Genomic DNA, 21,213 nt, shown 5'->3' on the forward strand with positions numbered 1-21,213 from the left:
ACAATTGCGGAACCGTCTTCTCGCTTTATCCCTACCGAGAAATCTGGAGCGATGGAAAACTCCTTGAACGAGCTGACCTGGGCGAACCATTTGCTCCGCTACCCAGCATTCGTTTGGTAGCGTTGTCAACACCCACACATTCGGTTACGTCACGGACCGAGATAGATGTCCGCCGAGTTTGCCCACTTCTCAGACCAGGCAGCTTCTTCGTGTTTTCAACCGATTATCCATTTGGGCAGTTCGCCCCGGGGATGGCGAGGGAGAGAACTACTTCGAGGTAAAGTAAGCGTCCAGGGAATGGGAAGTCGACATCCTATACTACTGAAGACTCTTTGATGATTTAGGCTTTTACTTTTGAGTGACACTGTTCGATGGCTTCATCGACACCTTGCTTTCGTCCGATAAACGTCAGATGATCTCCCTGTTGGATCGTGAAATCTGGTGACGGAATCTCTGATTCACCATTTCGGCTCACAAGTGCGATGAGGACACCATCAGGAAGATTCGGTCCAATATCGCGAACGGTTTTCCCAGCAAGAGTCTCGGCTGTAACCTCGATTTCTTGTATGTCGCCATTTCGTTCGATTTCGGACATCCAATCGGCGAGTGCCGGTCTCTCCACTGCATTATCCATTGCTTGCACAATCGAGTCGTTCGCCGAGATGGCCCGTACACCGAGCTCTTCGAATGCTTCGACATTCCCTGGTTTATTCACGCGAGCGATCACTGTCTCGGTATCAAATTTCGAATTTGCGAGTTGTGCGACGAGTAAATTTGCATCATCATCGCCAGTGGCTGCAGCGATGATATTGGCATTCTTGGCGCCTGCTGACAGCAAGTCATCGGTATCTGTGCCTGTTCCATGATGAGCTGTGAAGCCTGCAGTGCGTGCTCTCTCAATTTGTTCTTGATCCTCATCAATGAGAACAACGTTTTCTCCTCGATCCTCTAATCGTTTGGCGAGGCCACGACCGACGCGACCTGCACCGACTATGATCGTACGCATTGGTATTACGTTAAGTGCTTGTGCAATATGCCGAGCAAAACCAGCTTCAAAAACAACAGTCACCAGAATCACGAGAAACACGGTCCCGACCAAAACGGTTGCTGCGGTTGGATTCGTTGGACGAAGTTCTAGAGCAAAGAGCGTCGCGACACTCGCTGGAATGATTCCACGAGGACCAACAAAACTGATAAACAATTGTTCTTGTCTGGTAAACCGTTCCCCGTGCGTGCAGAGTAACACGAGTGCCGGCCGAATGAGACACACGACTGCGATGACAACAATGATCCCGCCAAGACCGAGGGAGACAAGCTCGTCGATCGAAAGGAGCGTTGCCAGCGAGATGAAGACGAATGAAAGAACGATTAGGGTGATATCGCCTTTGAACGATTCGATCTCGCTTTCATACGGGAGATTTGCATTGCCGAGGAGGAGACCAGCAGTTGCAACAGCAGCGATACCGGCTTCCTGGGAAATCGCATTTGCAATGCCATAACTTCCGATTGCGCCAATGAGAACTAACAGTCGAGCGTTCTGGACCGCGTTTGAAGCCGAGATATCAACGTGTTCGAGCAGATACCACAGGATGCCAGCGACCAGCCCACCGACGACAATACCGACGCCAAGTCGAGAGACAAACGACTGCAGGACATGGATCACCTGTGTTTCACCTGTGATAATGAATTCAAACATCGCAACTGCCAGGATGGCGGCAGTCACGTCATTGACGATACCCTCTGTTTCGAGTGCTGCTGCGACCCGATCACGCACCGGGACGATACTCAGAATGGGTGTAATGACTGTCGGCCCTGTTGCGATGAGCAACGACCCGACCAGAAACGCGAGTTCCCACGAGACACCCAACGCTACGTGAACAACAACGGCTGTTCCGACGAGCCCAATAATTGCTCCCATTGTAACAAGTCGGAAGGCTTCTCGTGGCGTTTGTCGAAGCTTCTCGAGTTTGAGGTGAAATGCACCCTCGAAAACGATTATCGCGACACTCAATCCAACGATTGCTGGGAGCGATGATCCAAACGCATCAGCCGTGATGAATCCTAACCCTTCTGGACCGACAGCAATCCCTGCAAGGATAAGGAACAAGACACTCGGAATTTCCAGCCGAGCGGCTAGTACCTGGGAAGCAACACCTAATCCGAGGATGATTACTACAAGCGGGAGAAGCCCTGTTCCGGCACTCACTAGTGAGACACCTGGTTAGGGTTACTCATTCACCGGTATATAATCGCTTGTATCACCGTCGATGAATAATAGATTAATGCCTTTTTTAAATAACACCCACCACAACGCCTTCTGCAAACACATGGCTGCTGTCGCAACTGCGAGGGACGACGGGACGCTCGATGCATTCCCCTCAGAAGACGAAGATACCGAACCCGAAGATGCGACTGCGACGGTCTCGGGGACTTCCCGTGTTGGCCGTGCGTTCGTGCGGATCGCAAAGAACTGCCGAACGAACCACCACTACACCTTTTTGTATCCATGATACCGTAGGTAGTATTCTCGACGCCACTCTACCTACGCCCGAAATGAATGAGCATGAGTATCTCCGTGCTAATTCAGTCGAAAATAAGCGACGGATCTGTTTGCTGATCAGAGTCATAGATGAGAATGTGTCCATCCTGCTGAACGAACACTTTAGAGAGTGAATTCGTCACACTCAGTCGGGTGTCGGTGGACGTTCGAAAACCGAATGACAGGGTTATCGTTGGTCTGATTCCGGGGCAAAAGTCAAATGCCATTGATGCGTCTACTGAAACCTAGATTAGTGTAAGAGATTGATATTTGAATCAGTAATATCTGAAATTCTAATCCTGTATTAGTAGATAGCATACGTCTCGATCATTTCCTTCGATGGAATAATGAGTAATACACATAATATTCCCTGAAAATCGACCCCACGGCACGATACGTATGGATGAATATATGTGATAGACAATCACTAAAATCTAAGAACAGGGGATTCATAATAGTATGTCCACAAACTACCACTGAATGAATCTACGTGAATTGAATGCTAACTTACAGTACTCAGGCTACTATCAGCTCTTGTTTATTTCCTTAACTGTAGGCCTGGGCGGCATTCTTCGAGTTCATACGATTGGCTTCGATAGCTTCTGGTTGGATGAGGCGATCACGATGTACTTCATTCACACCATGACGTTCCAGGAACTCGTTACAGAACTCCCGAAAGCTCAACCTCATCTACCCCTGTATTATATCTTATTGAAAGCGTGGATAGCCATTAGTGGGACCGAAGAGGGAGCGGTACGAATGTTGTCAGCGGCGTTCAGTATCGCTTCGATTCCGATTCTCTATGCGCTTGGTAAACGCCTATATGGGTTTCAGGTGGGAGCGATCGCGGCACTAATGCTGACGGTGAGCCCCTTCCAAATATACTATGCACAGGAGGCGCGAATGTATTCACTTCTCGCCTTCCTCACCGTCGCATCATACTACTGCTTACTCCGGTATTTGGACTCAAGACAGAATAAAGAGATGGCACTCTACGTCGTCTCAGCTATCCTTCTCGCATACACCCACGTATTTGGATTCTTTATTATCGCGTCTCAAATCCTCTACTTCCTGTGGGGCGAATGGACGGGTTCGGAAAACTGGCAGTCATTTATTCGAGAAACTGGGAAGATATCTATCCCGGTGGGAATTGGGGCAGCACCGGCCGTCGGGATGATTGTAGCGAAAGTGTTCATCCCGAATGCGTATGGCAGTGGCAGCCAGGTACAGCATATTCCTGCACCACCGAATTGGCACGACATCATCTCTGCATACACCCACTTCACGGTTCGTCACTCGCATCCACCGATGAGTATCGCGGTTCAGGTAGGACTTCTCATCGGTATCGGAGGTGCTCTGTTCGTCCCGTCTTACTTACTCTCGCGGAAGAAATCGCTATTCCTGTGGATTTGGTTACTGGTCCCTACGTGCATGGCAATCGTTCTTTCTTATCTTATTCAGCCGATATTCTTCCCTAAATATTTGATCGGTTGTTCTATGGCACTGTATCTGCTCTTCGCGCGAGGCGTTGCACTCATCCCACGACCTAACGTACGAACCGTTCTACTCGCAATCATCTTGCTCAACTCCGTTGCCCTGAATAGTTTCCAATTTACGAATCATCAGAAGCGGGAATTCAAATCCGCTGCTCAGTTCGTCGACCGAGACTATTCACCCGAGGATTTAATCATCGTCGACAAACGAAAGTCGTCGTCGCCGTTCGGATATTACTTTGATCGAGCAGGAATGCCGACAGTCGGTGATATCACTGGGCCACTTCGTCCCACGATTCGAAAACAGGTCCGGAAAATCGACACAGTATGGGTCGTGTTTTCGTCCTCGAAACGACCGCACCGACGGAAAGTCCTCCGGACCGTGCGTCGAACGCATAACCGTGCGGCCATCAAACGATTTGCTGGTATCACAGCATATCGTTTTATCGAAGAACCGAGTCACATGGAACAATAAAAGAATCAGCTTTGAACCGTTCGAACCCCCTTTGAGCAGCTAACTACGATACGTGATCACCTCACTATCTTTTTGAAGCAACTAATCTCTGCCAATCTGAGGATGCTGTTGCGCGAGTCAAATAATGAAAGCCGATGAAGAAAAATCCCTGTCCGAGGAATAAGAAGAAGAGCAACTCGATCGGAACACGGTATCTCCCGAGGAGCCGGACAGCTGCAAGAGTTACAAATACACTCCCGATGACCACCCACGACAGCATTTTTAGAACCGGGTCAGAGAACAGAAACTCAATGAAATGAATATCTGTTCGATCAAATGGATCCTCCCACACCTCCTGATCAGTTTCTTGACTGGACATCGCTGTCTTGGTACAGACTGTCAATCGTCATCAATACCGGTGATTGTCTCGCTGACAGTACGCTTCTGTACCAACTCAAGCTCATCTTTCTACTGTCGTTCAAAAGGAATATTCGAGAATCTTCTTACTTGAGGCCTTCGTTCAATACACTACTCGTTCAATAACTGCTTGGACGAGCGTCGTTCCTCTCGATTTGGATGGGTGAACCAAAAGAACACTGCACTCTAATTGGCTACTGATTTCGCTTGCGGGGTCCCCAAGCACCATTTCATGTATCCGCGAGTGCGCAACGGTTCCTAATATTGCGACGTCGGCACCTGCTGCAGCACTGACTAACCCTGCAATCGTGTCGGATACTTGGATTACCTCGCTCTCTGTTTCACCCGAGCAAAGTCCCTCAAGCTCGTGTAAGAACTCACGTGCGACAGTAATCTGTTCCTTCGAAGCACTTGGGTCAACTGCGGTCACGAATCGGATAGTCGCTCCGAAGGCAGTAGCAATCGCACTGGCGACAGCAACTTTAGTTGGCTCGTACGGTCGTCGTTGGGTAAGGACCGCAATTTCGTCGACAGCTTGTAATCCACGATCTTGAAGGAATACAGTCGTACACGGAGCGTGTTTCATGAACCAGTCTACGTCACTGCCGAGTAGTTCTGCGTGCCAGTGATCCGGTTGCCATTCACCAAGAATGAGCTCGACACCGAGATTCTCCGCATAATTGACGACCGCCCTCTTTGTATCGTGGCTGACTACTTCACTCGCTTCAATGACTGCCGGGAGGTCCTCGGCTAACTCACGTGTTTGGGTCTCGAATTCCCGGTCATCCAAACTCAGCTCAGTCGCCGAGGATAAGGGAAGCTGGTCCGGAACTTCCTCAAATCGGATCGCATGAACCGTTCCACCTTGTTGCTGTGCTACACTCGCTGCAACGCGGAGCAATGTCTGTTCTCGTTCTACAGACGTCTCTCCGTCCATTGCGACGAGGACGTGCCCATCACCATCAGCGACAGCCCGCTCCGTCTCGATCAACGTTTGGGAACTCTCGGATCGTCGAATCGCATCGAGGGCTGCTCCTTCCCGTTCCGTCCGTTCGTGACCATAGAATCGATACCATGCAAGACCGAACAGGATGATTCCCAGTGCACCTCCAAGTGCAACGACACCCATCTGTGTCAGCAAAAGTAGTCCACCAACGGCACCAATACCTTGTACTATGGGATAACCAGGGGCTGTAAATTCGGGGGCATACCAGTCGAGATCACTCTCGCGAAACGCAATGAGTGCACCATTGATGAAGATGAACACGAGGATCTGGAACGCACTTGCCAACTTCGCGAGATCGACGACCGGTACGAATGCGATTAGGAAGAGCAGAAGCAATCCGGTGAATTCAATCGAGTAGATGGGTGTTTTGAACTGTTCACTTATCTCGCTGAACTGTGGGGGTGCAAGCGAATCGCGACTCATTGCGAGCGGATAGCGTGACGATGACAACACACCCGCATTTGCCATACTCGTCAATGCTAAGACCGCGATGATAGCAAGCACGAGGCCACCCAATGGCCCTGCAAACGCTTCTGCCGCTTGGGCCATCGGCGTCAGATTGTGCTTCGTCTGTAGCTCCGGTGCCGGTACAACGCCAACAATAACGAAAACAGTCAACGTGTATACCAACATCATCACGAGAACGGAAACAAGAATCGCGATGGGAATATTTCGCCCTGGATTTTCGACTTCTTCGGCGACACTGGCGATTTTCGTTACACCGGCATACGAGACAAAAACGAAGCCGGTCGCTGCAAGAAGTCCAGAATCTCCGTGAGTCAAAAACGGGTGATACTGGGAGTGGTCGACGTAGGTCATCCCATCAGCCACAAATCCCACGAGTACGAGTAGAACAAAGCTGACGATTCCCGCCTGTAATCGTCCAGTTTGCTTGACGCCGATGATATTGACGATGATGAGAAGAATACCGAGTCCAATTCCGACACCTGTGAGTAAGCCTCCAGAAATATTGACGAGTAACAGAAGATACGCACCCAGACCGACGAGAGCGAATGCACTTTTGAATACGAGCGAAAACCAAGCGCCGATCCCCGCGATGGTTCCTGGGAGCGGCCCCATTGCTCGATCAATGAAGAGATAGGTGCCACCTGCTTCGGGGAGTGCAGTCGCCATCTCTGCTTTCGATAGAGCAGCGGGGAGGACGATCAGTCCCGCAAGCAAGTAGGCCAAAATAACACTTGGCCCTGTCTTTGCAGCAGCGAGTCCCGGAAGAACGAAGATGCCACTTCCAATCATCGCTCCGATACTGATCGTGATCGTCGCATACAAGCCAAGATCGCGCTCAAGATTTTTTACCATGGTGATCTACTTCTTTTTTACCCAGATACGGCTCCGTTTCATCCGTTCTCTACTTTTGTGAGTCGAATAACATAAGCGTGAACCCTCTACCCACTATTTGTTGCATCTGCTGAACGCACAATCAATTTATATGCTTGTAAAGCGATCCATAACTATGACCCATCATGGTTCCGGCACCAGTAGATCGATTCCGGAATCGCTTGTAGAGGACCTACATACACTTGAGGACGAGTCACTTCGAGAAGTCATCACGTTTGCACAAGCGTTACTCCGTGAACGGGTTGTTCAACCCACTCAAATCGAAGCGGCTCCCGGTGATGAAATCCTCGGCACCGAAGAACAGGGTGGATATACACTTGTCACGAAAACACACGAGTGCGCAGACGGATGTAGTGATTGTCCACACGGGCCGTATCTCTATCGAGTAAAAGAAGAACTCTCCCCTATCGATAACGAATTGACACTCCATTGGGTATTTTTAGGTCACATAGAACCGGCACGTCATGAACCATAGCAATGAATCTGTGCCGTCACTTTGTTGGCCATCGACCACGCTGTTTTGACATCGCGATCGGTTGGCCACTGGCAGTGTAGATGTCGGTGGTTTTGGATCCGAAAATCAAACGACTAAATCGACTTTTCCCCGATCTCCCGAGAACAGTGATGTCGTAATAATCCGCCTGCTCGGCAATCGCTTCGGTAGCATCATCGGCTTCTAAAACCCACGTATTGACTTGGTTCGCATCGTCGAGTTGGTCCACCGCTGCGGATACATATTGTTCAGCACGAGCTCGTCTCCTCGAGGATGCATTGGGTGGAATGACGTGTAGAATATCTGTCCATGCGTTATGCTCTCGTGCAAGTGTATGGCCGACAGTCACGGCAAGACTAGAATGATTTCCACTCGAAACAGGAACGAGCACCGAGGAGATGGTCGGGCGAATTTCTCGACCGTTAGTAAGGACTGCATCGCAGGAAACTCTCTCAACAATTTTTTCAGCCGGTGTTCGCCAAAATACACCGAGTCCATTCGGGTGCTGCGAGTCATCAACGACAACAGTCCCAATACCGTGTTCGGTTACCGCACTACGAATGATCTGCTCTGGGGCTCGACCCAATCGCACTACACTCCGAATGTTCGTATCGGGATGACTTTGTGAGAACTGTATCATCAGTCGATCTACAATGTCGTGATGTCTTTTTGCTTCTTCAGGTGAGAGCTCTAACGGACGTTGTAGTGGGAGTGAAACCGGTCGGAGAAGTATTATTCCGGTATTGTTCGCCAGTGCTAACGCTCGCCCAATGGTAAGGCTCTGGGTTGGGTAGGTGTCATTGAGAATAGGAATCAAGATTGAACCTGTAACTGACGGAGCGGTCGATTCGATTGCACTTGGAGCGGTTACCCACTGGCTCCCCCCGTCTTCCCGTTCCATAAGAGTCGTTTGTGACGTGGAACCATAAATCATATGTCTAGATTTAGGATTGCTGAATTTATGAGCAATATATTATTCATTCCGCAGAGCAGTGTCACTACGATACTTCTTCTAATCTCGAGACATTCGAAGAATAGACGAAAGATGGTTTACCGTGGGTCAGAATAGACTTAGCTATGGCATATCGGCTCGACAATATCGATAAACGGATCATCTATTATCTGATGAAAGATGCTCGAGATACGTCCGCACCGACCATTGCTGACGAGGTGAATGTTTCAGCAGGGACGGTCCGTAATCGTATTTCTCAACTACAAGAGAATGGCATTATTACAGGCTTTCACGCAAATATCGATTTTGAGGAGGCCGATGGACGGCTGACGAACTTGTTTTCCTGCACTCTGCAAATGCCGATGGGAGAGAAACTGGCCCAGCAAATCCTTGAAATCCCCGGCGTCATCAACATCCGTGAACTCATGACCGGCCGTGGGAACGTTCAGGTAAAAGCAATCGGGGATGGAACCACTGACCTTTCTCGAATCGCCTATGAACTCACCGAGTGCGGTCTCGAGATAGAAGACGAGGATCTAATACAGAACGAACGGTTCCATCCGTACCACGAATTTGGTCCTGACGAACCCGGAGATCACATCTCATTGACGGATCTTGTAAGCCTCTCTGGAAACGCCGATATTGTTGAAGTAGCTATCAATCCAGAAGCACCAGTTGCAAACAAAACCTTACGTGAAGCCGGTGAAGAAGGATTGATTCAGGACGATCTTCTCGTCATTGCAATCGAGCACGATGAGACTGTCCTCACACCGAAGGGCGATACGCTCATCCGGCCGAACGATGTTGTCACCGTTTTCTCGAGAGGCGGTATTTCCGATAGTATTCTTCAGAGCTTCACTGTGAACGGGCAAACTCAATCAATTGATTAAAAGGATGAAAAGGTGAATATATAAATTCGAATTCCCTATTTGGAAATTCGCGAAATGAACTTTGTTTTACCCTCTCTATCGGGATAATCCCGGTGACATTCCCGAATCACTGGATCCTATATAAATGGAATTTGTGAATCCCATGCTGGACTATTAAACCCATTCCTTTTTGATGGTGGGGTATGGATGTACTCTACACATGGCCGAAAACTCGCCAAGTGAAGAAGTCGCCACGGCCGAATCTACCGGTAAAGGCGACGTTGAAACAGAATTATCGCGGGATATGAGCCTCTTCGATATTACTTTCATTGGAGTTGGAGCAATGATCGGTGCAGGGGTATTCGCCCTCACTGGTTTTGCCGCCGGTCTCGCGGGACCAGCACTAACGATTGCATTCATCCTCAACGGGGCTGTTGCGATGTTCACTGCTGTCTCTTATGCAGAACTCGGTGCAGCTTTCCCAGAAGCGGGAGGGGGATATCTCTGGGTGAAAGAAGCGCTCGTTGACCCAAACGGCTTCTATGCGGGATGGATGAGTTGGTTCGCCCACGCGGTTGCCTGCTCGTTGTACGCTGTAACCTTCGGGACCTTCTTCGTTGAATTCTTCCGAATTCTAGGGATTGCGACGTTTCCTGCGTTCGGGCTAGGCGTTGGTTTTTGGGAAAAACTCCTCGCTGTCCTAATGATCTCCGCGTTTGCCTATATCAATTTCCGAGGAGCCGAAGAAACTGGGAAAGCCGGTGTCATCGTTACGGGAATCAAGGTCGTCATTCTGGGCCTCTTCATTGCCTTCGGTATCTGGGCAACGGTGAGAACTCCAAATTGGACGGCAAAATTCCTCGACAGTCCGAGCTTTGCACCGGGTGGCTGGATTGGCATTGTTGGCGCGATGGGTTTCACCTATATCGCTTTCGAGGGCTACGAGATCATCGTCCAATCCGGTGAAGAGGTTGTTGACCCTGGGAAGAACGTTCCCAAGGCCGTTTTCTATTCGATGGCGATTGTCGTTCCCATCTATGTTCTCGTCTCATTCGCCGCAATTGGCGGCATAGATATCACCCAGCATCTGATCAGCCAACCCGGTGGTATCCCGAACTCTGCCGGAACTTCACTTCCCACGTGGAAAGCACTCGGTGAGATGGGTGAACTGGGGATCATCGAAGCAGCAGGACAGTTCGTCCCCTATGGCGCCCCACTGCTCTTGTTTGCAGGACTCGCCGCGACAATGAGTGCACTCAATGCAACTGTGTACTCCTCGAGTCGTGTGTCGTTCGCGATGGGCCGAGACCGTGCGCTGCCGAGCATCTTCGATTCGATTCATTCGGAGAAGCGGACTCCACACTGGGCGATTTTGATCTCAGGAGTATTGATCGCCGCGATGGCTGTGACCCTGCCCATCGAAGCAGTTGCAGCGTCGGCGGACATCATGTTCATTCTGCTGTTCCTCCAGGTGAACTGGACCGTCATTCGAATGCGCCAGACGCACCCCGACCTGCCGCGCACGTTCAAGGTCCCGTATATGCCATGGCCACCACTCATCGGAATTGCTCTGCAGTTCTTCTTGATGCCGTTCCTCATCTACACCCTCGGACTCGAATACATCGGTATCGGAGAGAGTAACCACGGTCTCATCGCGCTGATCGCTACTGCTGCGTGGATGCTGGTTGGACTGGGTGTCTACTACGGCTATTCGAAACAGCAGGAAGCAAAACAAATCGAAGAAGAGACGCCGACTGTGGTCTCACACAAGGCCCACAGGGAAACGGAGAATCAAATCGTCGTTCCGATCTCAAACCCAGAAAACGCACAACAACTGATGCGGACAGCCGTTGATTTGGCACGTGACGAGGAAACGTATCCAGACGGCGGTATCCTCGTCATGAGCGTCGTGACCGTTCCGCAGCAGACACCCACATCCGAGGGTCGCGAATTCATCGGAGATGAACGTGAGGTCCTCGAAGAAGCAATGGAGATCGCTCATGAGGCGGATATTCCCGTCAGCGGAACAGTTCGCATCGGTCACGATGTCAGCGATGCGATCTTGAACACGATCGAGCAATACGACAGCGATGTCGTACTAATGGGATGGAAAGGGCAACACAAAACCCAGCGTCGCGATATCGTTCTGGGAAGCAATGTGGACGACGTCGTACAAAATGCGTCTTGTGACGTCCTCATCGAACGTATTGGTGACGACGCTGGCAAAGTCGATTCGATCCTTGTCCCGATTGCAGGCGGTCCCCACTCCGACTTCGCTGCTGATGTCGCAGATACCATCGCCTCTGCGACGGGTGCGCACATCGAACTCGTACACGTTGTTGAACCAGGTGCAAACGAACAGGAAGCACGCGAGATGCTCGCTGATTCCGAAAGCCGATTCCGCGAGCGGGCACAGGTTTCAACGACGGTACTCGAAGGCGACGATATCGTCGATACCATCGTTGCACGCACCAGCGATCATGACCTTACAATTGTCGGAGCTACACGGGAAGGTCTCTTGCAGCAGTTCGTCTTCGGAGTTATTCCGGAACGAATCGGATGGAGGTCGAAGAGTACCACCATCATGGCAAAGCAGCATCAGGGGCTCAAGTCGTATCTCCAACGGTGGCGGTGAGGTGCGAAACTCATGGCCACGATATTTGAACAAACACTCCACTGGACCTTCCAAGTGGGATTCACTGGAACGCTCGTGTTTGCAGTTCTCTTTTTTCTTTATGTATGCGGTGGAACAGCGGCAGTGTCGCTCACGTCGTTTCATTTCTCCTATCACTTCCTGTTAATGCGATCCGATCTCTTGTTTGATCTTCTCGCAACTCTCGTTGGGTGGTTTATCTGTCTGTTCTGTCTGTCTATTATCAGTCTTACATGCATTGGACGGCAGGTATTCCGCTACCGAGATGATGTCGCAATCATTTCTGCGTTTATTGGACTTGGGTTTGGAGCATCTATTATACGTTATACCCTTCCACCGTTGTTCAGGCTGTTCACAGTTGGAATCACATAGTCGGGGTGGCTGAATCCAAAACAGTGCTAAACATCCATTTTTCTCAAATATTCGATTACAGACGTCTCTGCAACGTTTTTAGGGTATATCGCCATCCATGTGATTGTTTAGATAGAAACATCGATCCACTTGTGGCTCAGGTGAGCCCTTCATGCACGATTGCGACATCTGTGTCGACGTTTTGTATTTTTTCGAATGTCGGAGGTGTCAGTACCCGCGATGCAGGACTTCGGTCGGTAGATGCTCCGACGAAAATCAGATCATAGTGTTTCCCGTTCTGATTGAGGTACTGATCGATAGAGGTGGTTGCAACCCGTGTCTCGTGAATCGTATCGAATGCCTCAACCAATGATTCTAACATTCGTTCAGCCTCCCGTCGCTGTGAACTGCTTGAAACACACTTAGTTACGCTCACGAACCCAGACTCCGTCGTAAGCCGCTGAGCGAAATCAAGCATACTGTGAGCAAGATCCCCTGGCTCCTTGATTAAGAGAAGCAGCCGTTGCCACGATTTTCCTTCGTCGACAGCTCGATAAACTACGATATCGATTTCGTTCCTGAATAATCCTTGAATGAACGACGAGAGAGAGCCCTCCGCCGTTTCATAGGGTGTGACAATGAGGTCACAATTCATATCGTGAGCAACTGTGGTTACGAGCTGAGCGAGTGGCTGGTCTTCAACGACGACAGTTGTCCGGCATGGCACACCAGTATCATCCTCGATTTGTGCTGCAAATTCTTCTAGCTGCTCGGCCTCTTGGTGACCTTCCGCTTGTGTTTGCAAAGACTGTTGGTCTGTGGTTTCATTGCTATCTCTCTCATCAACGGATTTGAGCAGGATGATTTTACTCACGTCATGAGCTGCTGCGAGGCGGGCAGCAAACAGTGCGGTCTCTTTTGCTCTATTCCCTCGCATTGGGACGAGAATATGGTCATCACCGTTTGTTGACCGGTAAATATACCGCGCACGCTGGTTGTAGAAATAGTCTCGCCAGAGAATAAATGCACCCGCAATAAATATACTAAAGACCGCGATGACAACGATATACGTTAGCGGAGTGCGTTTGGTGAGAAAAATCAATATCGCTGTCGAGTAGGCAGCTGGTTCTTCCATTCCAAGAACCCACGTACTGATCCCCGTCAATAATATTGCCAGCATCGCTCCGAGAACCTCGATTTCGACCTCAACAAACGGGAGTGCTATCCAGGAAGCAAATTTGATCGACCCCCACCCACAAACACCACCAATCGTAAGCCCACCAACGAACTTGCTGGGTTGTGCGTATCTCCCTTTTGGGTCAGCAAAGAGGGTGTAGGTCCCAGATACGAGTGGAGGGAATACTAAGAAGATTAGACGAGGATACGTCGTTGCGACAAATGCCGCGATTCCAAACAAGATGGGTATGAAAATGAGGACCGAGAGCTGTATGAAATTCGGTGTTTGTTCCATCCAGCGGTAGAGACGATGGAGATGGTATCGATATCCACCTATTTGGCTCCAACTGCGACGAAAACGATGATAGAGAGATGCGAATCTCTGTTTCATTCGTTACTACCCGCACGGCGACCGGTAGAAGGAATTAGACGGTACCTAGAACCCTGTAGTATAGACAGTGTATATTTCACGCCTACTGGATTGAATCTACGATGATAAAACACCGTTGGCTGAATCAGCCAGTTCTTCCTGTATCGGTGGGATTGGCAACACCGTTGAGATCCAACTACGAGTAATCCTGGGTCATTGGGCCGATAGTAGCAAATAAATCCTCTATGTCTGAACTCTGCCATTCTGGGCAGAATATTGTGCAATCAAAATCCCGTAGCATCGCGTCGGGACGCGGTCCCGCCCACTCGATCAGTCGACCGACGGCGTCTGAGTGTCGTTCTGCCATACTCGTTTCGACCTAGCCCCTTCGATTAATAGTTCGTACTCCAAAAGAACGGCGGATGGTTTTAATGTGCGGCTTGATTTCACAACACTCTGAGTGAGACACACCTAGTTTGGCATTCAACTCCGAAGAAGGGCGCAGAGCTATATCACGGTGTGCGACGACGTTCAGTCGATTCGGAAGTATCCATATCTATTACTCGTAGCCGTGATAGACCGCCCAAGCGCAGAGGAATTCGAACAACGGCTTGAGGTTGGTTGTTTTCTCGGTTGCGGTGTACTCGACCCGCGGAGGGATTTCGTCGTAGGATTGTCGGCGCAGGAAATCGGCGTCTGTCAGCTCCTGAAGTCGGTCGGTGAGCGTCGTCGTCGGGACGTTGAGTCTATCTTGGAGTTCGTTGAATCTACGAGGTTCGGCGCTGAATGCGAATTCGTGAAGGATGGGGAGCGTGTGTGCACTCCCTAAGAGGGTGAACAACTGGGTCTTGGCTTCGACGTCGATAGAGGGTTCTGGAGTGTTCTCAAGCGCGGTCAAGAACGAATCGTCAGGGAAGGAGTCGGGATAACTCATTGTAAGGGATGAGGCCGGAGCGATATTATAGGTGCTGGGATGCGAACGGAAGTAACGCCGAACGTTCGGCGTTACTTCGTTTTCTAGGTCCTGACAGTATATTTCTTCCCGTCGCATCAGGTCGAGTGATGGAGTACACAACTCTCGGCAACACGGGAATGACAGTGAGCAAAATCGGGCTCGGTTGTATGAGCTTCGGCGACGAGCAGGCGTGGATGCTCGACGAAGAGGAGGGCGGAGAACTAATCGAGCGCGCCATCGATCTCGGCATCAACTTCTTCGACACTTCGAATTCGTATTCGGTCGGAGATAGCGAACGTATCCTCGGACGAGCTATCGACGGTTACGACCATGACGAGTTAGTGATCGCGACGAAGGTCCGGTTCGCGTCTGGAGCCGAGTACCCAAACGCACTGGGTCTCTCGCGGAAGACCGTCGAACAGGAACTCCGCGGGAGTCTCGACCGGCTCGGCATAGACGCAATAGACCTCTACCAGATCCATCGTTGGGACGACGCCACGCCGATAAACGTGACTCTCTCAGCATTTGACGATGCCATCCACCGGGGTGATGTACGATACGCGGGCGCGAGTTCGATGTGGGCCTACCAGCTCGCCCATGCGCTCGCTGACAGCGACTTAGAGAACCGCGAACGGTTCCGAACGATGCAAAATCATTACAACCTCGTCTACCGCGAAGAGGAGCGCGAGATGCTCCCCCTTTGCGAAAAGGAGGGAATCGGCGTTATACCGTGGAGCCCGCTCGCGCGAGGCTACCTTGCTCGTCCTCACATGACTGCGAAAACGTTGCGGAAAGACAGCGACGAGTACATTGATCGATTCCGAGCCTCCTACGTAGGGGGAGGTGGACGCGAGATAAACGAGCGCGTCCAAGAACTCGCCGACCGGTACGACGCCACCATGGCCCAGGTGGCGCTTGCCTGGTTGCTCAGTAAGGATGTCGTGACCGCACCAATTGTCGGTGTTTCTAGAATTGAACACCTCGAAGAAGCGGTGGAAGCCCTCGACCTCTCGCTCTCGGCGCGCGATGTCGACTATCTGGAGGAGCCGTACGAACCGGTCCCGGTCGTTGGGCACCAGTAAAGCGAGCGATGTCATCTTCGGTTTCGTATCCAAAGCAGTTTCGTGGATCGGCTTCCAGTTGCTTTTGAAGTGCCGTGTTGAATAGCGATCTAATCAGCTGATATCGCAGGTTAGAAAGGTGAAGTTGAGGAAGTCGACTCTGTCCATGAGGTCGATCTCCTCGACATCGTTGAGCAGTGTCGTCACCTAGCCAAACAAGCGTTGGGAAAGCATGCGGGCGAACCCGCCAGCGGCGGGTTCGCCCGCTGGGTCCATGTCGTCCTGCACTGCTTTCGGCTCGAAGAGGACCACAGCTACCGTGAAACGCCGAATCGGCTGGAGTACATGGCTGAGATTTGTGCCGTACTTGGCTTAGATCGGGACGATCTGCCGGAGTAAACGACGATCTACAAATCGTTCGACCGCCTGAAAATGTGGGTATGGCGGGTGTTTGGGGGGGGGGGGGGGGGGGCCCCCCCCCCCCCCCCCCCCCCCCCCCCCCCCCCCCGCAGTCTGGCCACGCCGCACTCGACAGCACGTTCTTTGACCGCCGCTCATCCTCATCGTACTACCGCCAACGATCCGGCAGTACCGTTCAGACGCTGAAAGTGGCGACATTAACCGACAGAGAGTCGCTTGCCGTTCTTGACGTCCATATCTCAGCTCGGTGGAAACACGATACGAAGACCGGGCCGCAGGTCGTCCGGCGGAACGCGGACGACCTGCTCTCGGTGGCAGCTGACGAAGCCTTCCACAACTGGGTCACCCACACATCAGGGCGCGGTGGGTGCAAATCGCCCGTTGCAAGCACCGCATCCGGTGCCGCGAGATGATGGCCGCACGGTCTCACATGGACCCGCGACGGACCCGCCACCGTCATGGTCCCAACAAGCCGCAGACAGCGCGGACAGCGGTATTTCTGCGTCATTCGGTGGCCTCCTCGACGCGGAGCGACCCACCGCAGTCGCCACAGCTGTACTGCTCGGGGTGTTTGACGACCTTTGAGCGCTGGAAGCGTGCAAGTTGTCCACCGCACCCATCGCAAATCACCCACCAGTTCGGGGCTTTGAAGCGCTCACAATGCTGGGTTGTGTCAAGCGCATCCGTCCACCGCTCGAACGTTCGCCCGTGGTCCGCGGTCCCGAACTCGTGATACTGCCATGCGTGAATCAGTTCATGACGCACTGTCGAACTGAATTGCTCCCAGCCGTGTTGCTCGAAGGCGGTCCATGCGATCGAGATCGTTATCTCGCCGGTCGCAGGGTCGTATTTCGTCGCTCCTGCCGACCGCTGTCGTCGGTGGGACACCTCCCAGTCAATCGCTTCAACGGGCAGATCAGGAAAATACTCATTGGCGACGTCTACCGCATGCTGTTGCGCTCGGTCGAGCAGGTCGCGCTCTGTCGTCAGTGTGTCTGCGCGTTCGGCCGCATTCGCACCCTCGGTCAGCGTTCGCTGGGCACCATCGGTCAGCGTTGTTTGGCGTGACATAAATGAAAAAGGGGGACGGGGTTAGTTGGGCAGTTCTTTGCGACCCGTTCGCACGCATGGCCAACACGGGAAGTCACCGAGGCCGTCACAATCGCAGTTTTTGGGTTCGGTGTCGTTGTCGTCCTCGGAAGGAAGGCGTTGAGCGTCACATCGTCGGTTGCAGTTTCGACGGCGGCCATGTGCTTACAGTAGGCGTTGCGGTGGACGTGATGCGGACACGTGCAGGCCATCTGGTCCTCGGTCACGTCGTCGATGGAGACAGTGTACTGATGGTCTGTGGAAGTCTTGTGGCTCTCGTTATGGATGTTCGATGAGTCCGGGGGTAACGACACAGTTAACGAACCAACGATCTATGCCTACCATTTGCTGCCTGATGGCACTACAACGGTGCAGCAGTGAAAGGTTGTTATGGAATCTCTTCGAGCGGAACCGCGGTCGCCGCATCGGCAACAATCCAGGATGAGAAAATGCTTTTGTCGCCTGTTACCGGTTGAATAAGGACGTATTCAGTGTCAGAGGTGCCTTCAACGGTATATTCGAGATCGAAGATAGGCCATGACTCAAGAGATGCATCTGAGACGATACTATTGCCCGATGAAGATGGAGTCATAAGTAGTCGTCCTCAAATCCTACGTCAGTCTTGAGTATTGTAACCGAAGTGGCTGCTAATGCAGGTGCTCTTGCTGATTAGCTACTTCTAACGTGATTAGTCCCTTTTGCGGTTGGTTTGAAAAGTTGAAACAGAGGGAATCAGATACCGACTGCTTGTTTGACTCAATTTTTGGCCGTGTTGACAGTCACAGAGCCATCGAAATCAAGAATAATTTTCTGTGCCGTATCCCCGAAAATAGCTTTCCCAGTCGGCGATCGGTTGTGACCCGTGATAAAGATCCGGTCACAATTTTGCTGATTGGCTATTTCGAGAACTTTTTCAGCCTTGTTACCGAGATACCCTGCCGTATCGTATTCAACAGTAGTATCAGAAAGAACCTCACTTCCAATTTCGTCGGCGAGTTGTATAGCCCTTTCCTCTGCCTCGTTACGAGTATAATGAGTCGAATTACTGGTGGAAGAATCCATGAATTCTCGATGTGAGCTATATTTCAATGCGTCGGTGACGTGAATGAGTAAAAGATCTGCGTTCGTTGCCTTTGCTACTTCACCGGCCTGTCTCACTAGGGTCCGTGCCGACTCTGTCGGCTCAACAACTGCAAGTAGCTGATCCATACTACCAGTAGCAACCGAATTCATTAAAATCATTGCTTCCTGATAGAGAAATCACAACAATAATCAATGAAATACTCGTTAAATCTCCTTTCTCTTCGAATATGTCTTCCGAATGTGAAAAGGCAAAATACACCGACCGTAATGTGTCATCCATTCAGGTCAGTATCGAGTCGAAAGTAGAGAATCGGTCGTACCGTTACTCGCGAGAGGGTACTGACTCCGTTCCGGTTGCTCCGACAGAATTGGAGACATTGTCCCGAAGATCGGCTTCGATCGCCTCGAGGGAGCGTCCCTTTGTCTCGGGGACCATTCGATAGGCGAAGACGAATGCCAACAAGCTACAGATCCCGAACAGCCAGAAAGTGGATGGTTTGCCCAGATTTGCGGTGAGTATCGGGAATGCGAGGGAAACGAGCAGGTTTGCACCCCAATTGGCGACAGTTACAGTTCCCATAGCACTGCCGCGAACCGAGAGTGGATAGATCTCGGAGATGAGCAACCAAAACACGGGACCAAGACCGATCGCGAAGAAAGCAACGAAAAGCATCAGGCTCCCTGTCGCAATCCACCCAAGGATACCTCCGAATCCGGGAAGGTAAAAGACGGCACCGAGAACTCCCAGCGTCACGACCATTCCTCCAACCCCAACGAGTAAGAGACGGCGGCGGCCAACGCGGTCAATAAGTGCGATCGCAACGATAGTCATGACGACGTTAATAACACCGATTCCGACGGTAGCAAGGATCGATGTTGAACTTCCGAAACCGGTCGATTCGAGGATTGTGGGTGCATAGTAGATGACTGCATTGATGCCGGTAATTTGCTGAAAGACGGCGAGTCCGAGCCCGACGATAAGTGCTGGCCGCAACCATGATTCGAACAGATCCGATAAGCCGTTTCCAGACTGTTTATCGACTGTTTTCTTGATTTCGTCCATTTCAGCATCGATGTCGGATTCGCGAGAACGCTTGAGAACCGCTCGAGCAGCGTCCGGTTGATCGTGTTCGTAGAGCCAGCGCGGGCTTTCGGGCATCTTGAGCATACCGAGTGCGAGGATGACAGCCGGGATCATCCCCGTCCCCAACATTAATCGCCAATCGCCAGTATCTGCAAAAGCGTAATTGACGAAGTAGGAAATGAGGATTCCGAGTGTTACCATAAGTTGATTCAGTGAAGTAAGTGCGCCGCGAATTTTGGGTGGTGCAATTTCAGAGATGTAGAGTGGGCCAACGATTGATGCAAAGCCGATCGCAACGCCATCGATGAGACGTCCCACGACTAATACCGGAACCGTCGGTGCGATAGCCATCGTTAGCGATCCGATGAAGAAAACTACCGCACCGAGCAGGATTAGTCGGCGCCGACCGATCTGATCGGCTAATTTGCCGCCAGTCGCAGCACCGAACGCTGCGCCCGCCATTGCACCACTGATTACGATACCTTCGACGAGTGGTGACATCGTGAAGGTGTTATTAATATAGAGAAATGCACCGGAGATAATTCCGGTATCGAATCCGAATAAGAGCCCGTTGAGGGCTGCCAATCCAGCAGTGAGATAAATGAACCGATCCCCTCCACTTGCTTGTGTGTCGTCTGTGTTAGCGGTAGCCATGAATAGCGTACTCAAAGCTGGCGATGTTTGGTTTAGATAATTTTCGAAGTTTTCTCAATCAATATTAGCTTAATATAGGAGCATATATACTCATAAAACACCAAAATAGAAGATTATTGTATACACTGTTCGTATGACGGACTGAATTATTCTCGACCCCGCGAGTCGTAGGCGTCCCATGTGAGCGAGATTGTAATCTCGTCCCTCGGATGGTTGTATTTCGTTGTTCCTGCCGACCGCTGTCGTGGTGGGATACCTTTACTCAATTGCTTCAATCGATAGGTCTGGGCACGCTCCGTCGTCGGTGTGTTCTCGCGTTCGGTCGAACCAGCCGCACACTCGGTGAGCGTTCGCTGGGTACCATCGGACAGCGTTGTTTGGCGAGACAGAACTGAAAAAGGGGAGGGGTTAGCAGCAGTCGATGGGTGCGCCCTTCCGGGTGGCTTTCGCACACAGTTTTCACATTTCCAGCAGGTATGATCGACGTTGCCGTACGTGTCGTAGCCAGTGTACGGCCACTTATACGCTCGTCCTCAGACGGGAAGGCCTCGAGCGTCCCGTCGTCAGTTGCATTTTCGACGGCGGCCATGTGTTTGCAAAAGGCGTTGCGGTGGACGTGGTGCGGACACGTACAGGCCATTAGTTTACCAGTCACGTCGTCGATGGAGACTGTGTACTGGTGGTCTGCAGGGTTCTCGTGGCTCTCGTTGGTGACTTCGACCAGTCCGGGGCGTC

At 51.3% G+C, this 21,213-nt stretch carries 15 protein-coding genes and 1 pseudogene; 5 read left to right on the forward strand and 11 right to left on the reverse strand.

Annotated elements, in window-relative coordinates; translation table 11 throughout:
* Nucleotides 1-340 precede the first annotated feature (340 nt).
* Nucleotides 341-2,206 (reverse strand): cation:proton antiporter, encoded by a 1,866-nt coding sequence (locus ACGYLY_RS25930; RefSeq protein WP_395285640.1) that lies wholly within the window; start codon nucleotides 2,204-2,206, stop codon nucleotides 341-343.
* Between the two features lie 813 nt (nucleotides 2,207-3,019).
* On the opposite strand from ACGYLY_RS25930, the gene ACGYLY_RS25935 reads away from it, so the two are divergent.
* Complete coding sequence (locus ACGYLY_RS25935; protein ID WP_395285642.1) at nucleotides 3,020-4,507, forward strand: glycosyltransferase family 39 protein; 1,488 nt, start codon at nucleotides 3,020-3,022, stop codon at nucleotides 4,505-4,507.
* 64 nt (nucleotides 4,508-4,571) lie between these two features.
* Here ACGYLY_RS25935 and ACGYLY_RS25940 read toward each other — a convergent pair whose 3' ends face one another.
* The 3 genes from ACGYLY_RS25940 to ACGYLY_RS25950 all read right to left on the reverse strand — a co-directional run bounded on the left by ACGYLY_RS25940 (nucleotide 4,572) and on the right by ACGYLY_RS25950 (nucleotide 8,662).
* Nucleotides 4,572-4,865: a hypothetical protein gene (locus tag ACGYLY_RS25940; RefSeq protein WP_395285643.1), complete on the reverse strand. Its 294-nt coding sequence runs from the start codon at nucleotides 4,863-4,865 to the stop codon at nucleotides 4,572-4,574.
* Nucleotides 4,866-5,006: 141 nt separating this feature from the next.
* Complete coding sequence (locus ACGYLY_RS25945; RefSeq protein WP_395285644.1) at nucleotides 5,007-7,229, reverse strand: amino acid permease; 2,223 nt, start codon at nucleotides 7,227-7,229, stop codon at nucleotides 5,007-5,009.
* Between the two features lie 530 nt (nucleotides 7,230-7,759).
* The gene (locus tag ACGYLY_RS25950) at nucleotides 7,760-8,662 is read right to left on the reverse strand and encodes a universal stress protein (RefSeq protein WP_395285645.1); all 903 of its coding nucleotides are present in this window, start codon (nucleotides 8,660-8,662) and stop codon (nucleotides 7,760-7,762) included.
* A gap of 176 nt (nucleotides 8,663-8,838) precedes the next feature.
* On the opposite strand from ACGYLY_RS25950, the gene ACGYLY_RS25955 reads away from it, so the two are divergent.
* Together ACGYLY_RS25955 and ACGYLY_RS25960 are read left to right on the forward strand one after the other, a co-directional pair.
* The gene (locus ACGYLY_RS25955) at nucleotides 8,839-9,603 is read left to right on the forward strand and encodes a winged helix-turn-helix transcriptional regulator (RefSeq protein WP_395285646.1); all 765 of its coding nucleotides are present in this window, start codon (nucleotides 8,839-8,841) and stop codon (nucleotides 9,601-9,603) included.
* A 199-nt stretch (nucleotides 9,604-9,802) separates the two neighbouring features.
* The gene (locus tag ACGYLY_RS25960; protein ID WP_395285647.1) at nucleotides 9,803-12,217 is read left to right on the forward strand and encodes an amino acid permease; all 2,415 of its coding nucleotides are present in this window, start codon (nucleotides 9,803-9,805) and stop codon (nucleotides 12,215-12,217) included.
* A gap of 526 nt (nucleotides 12,218-12,743) precedes the next feature.
* On the opposite strand, the gene ACGYLY_RS25965 is transcribed toward ACGYLY_RS25960, so the two are convergent.
* Together ACGYLY_RS25965 and ACGYLY_RS25970 are read right to left on the reverse strand one after the other, a co-directional pair.
* Nucleotides 12,744-14,057, reverse strand: coding sequence for an HPP family protein (locus ACGYLY_RS25965; RefSeq protein ID WP_395285648.1), 1,314 nt, complete (start codon nucleotides 14,055-14,057; stop codon nucleotides 12,744-12,746).
* Between the two features lie 634 nt (nucleotides 14,058-14,691).
* Nucleotides 14,692-15,066: a winged helix-turn-helix transcriptional regulator gene (locus ACGYLY_RS25970; RefSeq protein WP_395285649.1), complete on the reverse strand. Its 375-nt coding sequence runs from the start codon at nucleotides 15,064-15,066 to the stop codon at nucleotides 14,692-14,694.
* 128 nt (nucleotides 15,067-15,194) lie between these two features.
* On the opposite strand from ACGYLY_RS25970, the gene ACGYLY_RS25975 reads away from it, so the two are divergent.
* Entirely contained in the window at nucleotides 15,195-16,169 is a 975-nt protein-coding gene (locus ACGYLY_RS25975) for an aldo/keto reductase (protein WP_395285650.1), read from the forward strand.
* A gap of 165 nt (nucleotides 16,170-16,334) precedes the next feature.
* Nucleotides 16,335-16,915 (forward strand): annotated as a pseudogene (locus tag ACGYLY_RS25980) (transposase); the annotation flags it as partial.
* 157 nt (nucleotides 16,916-17,072) lie between these two features.
* Here the strand turns inward: ACGYLY_RS25980 and ACGYLY_RS25985 are convergent.
* The 5 genes from ACGYLY_RS25985 to ACGYLY_RS26005 form a co-directional block, all read right to left on the reverse strand.
* On the reverse strand, nucleotides 17,073-17,639 hold the full coding sequence (locus tag ACGYLY_RS25985) for a SprT-like domain-containing protein (protein ID WP_395285651.1): 567 nt from the start codon (nucleotides 17,637-17,639) through the stop codon (nucleotides 17,073-17,075).
* Complete coding sequence (locus tag ACGYLY_RS25990; protein WP_395285679.1) at nucleotides 17,618-17,869, reverse strand: hypothetical protein; 252 nt, start codon at nucleotides 17,867-17,869, stop codon at nucleotides 17,618-17,620. The genes ACGYLY_RS25985 and ACGYLY_RS25990 overlap by 22 nt, the downstream gene beginning before the upstream one ends.
* A gap of 176 nt (nucleotides 17,870-18,045) precedes the next feature.
* Complete coding sequence (locus tag ACGYLY_RS25995) at nucleotides 18,046-18,249, reverse strand: hypothetical protein (protein ID WP_395285652.1); 204 nt, start codon at nucleotides 18,247-18,249, stop codon at nucleotides 18,046-18,048.
* 164 nt (nucleotides 18,250-18,413) lie between these two features.
* Nucleotides 18,414-18,866, reverse strand: coding sequence for a universal stress protein (locus ACGYLY_RS26000; protein ID WP_395285653.1), 453 nt, complete (start codon nucleotides 18,864-18,866; stop codon nucleotides 18,414-18,416).
* A 196-nt stretch (nucleotides 18,867-19,062) separates the two neighbouring features.
* On the reverse strand, nucleotides 19,063-20,478 hold the full coding sequence (locus ACGYLY_RS26005; protein WP_395285654.1) for a sugar porter family MFS transporter: 1,416 nt from the start codon (nucleotides 20,476-20,478) through the stop codon (nucleotides 19,063-19,065).
* Nucleotides 20,479-21,213 lie beyond the last annotated feature (735 nt).

Source organism: Haladaptatus sp. CMAA 1909 (genome assembly GCF_043952005.1).
Lineage (GTDB): Archaea > Halobacteriota > Halobacteria > Halobacteriales > Haladaptataceae > Haladaptatus.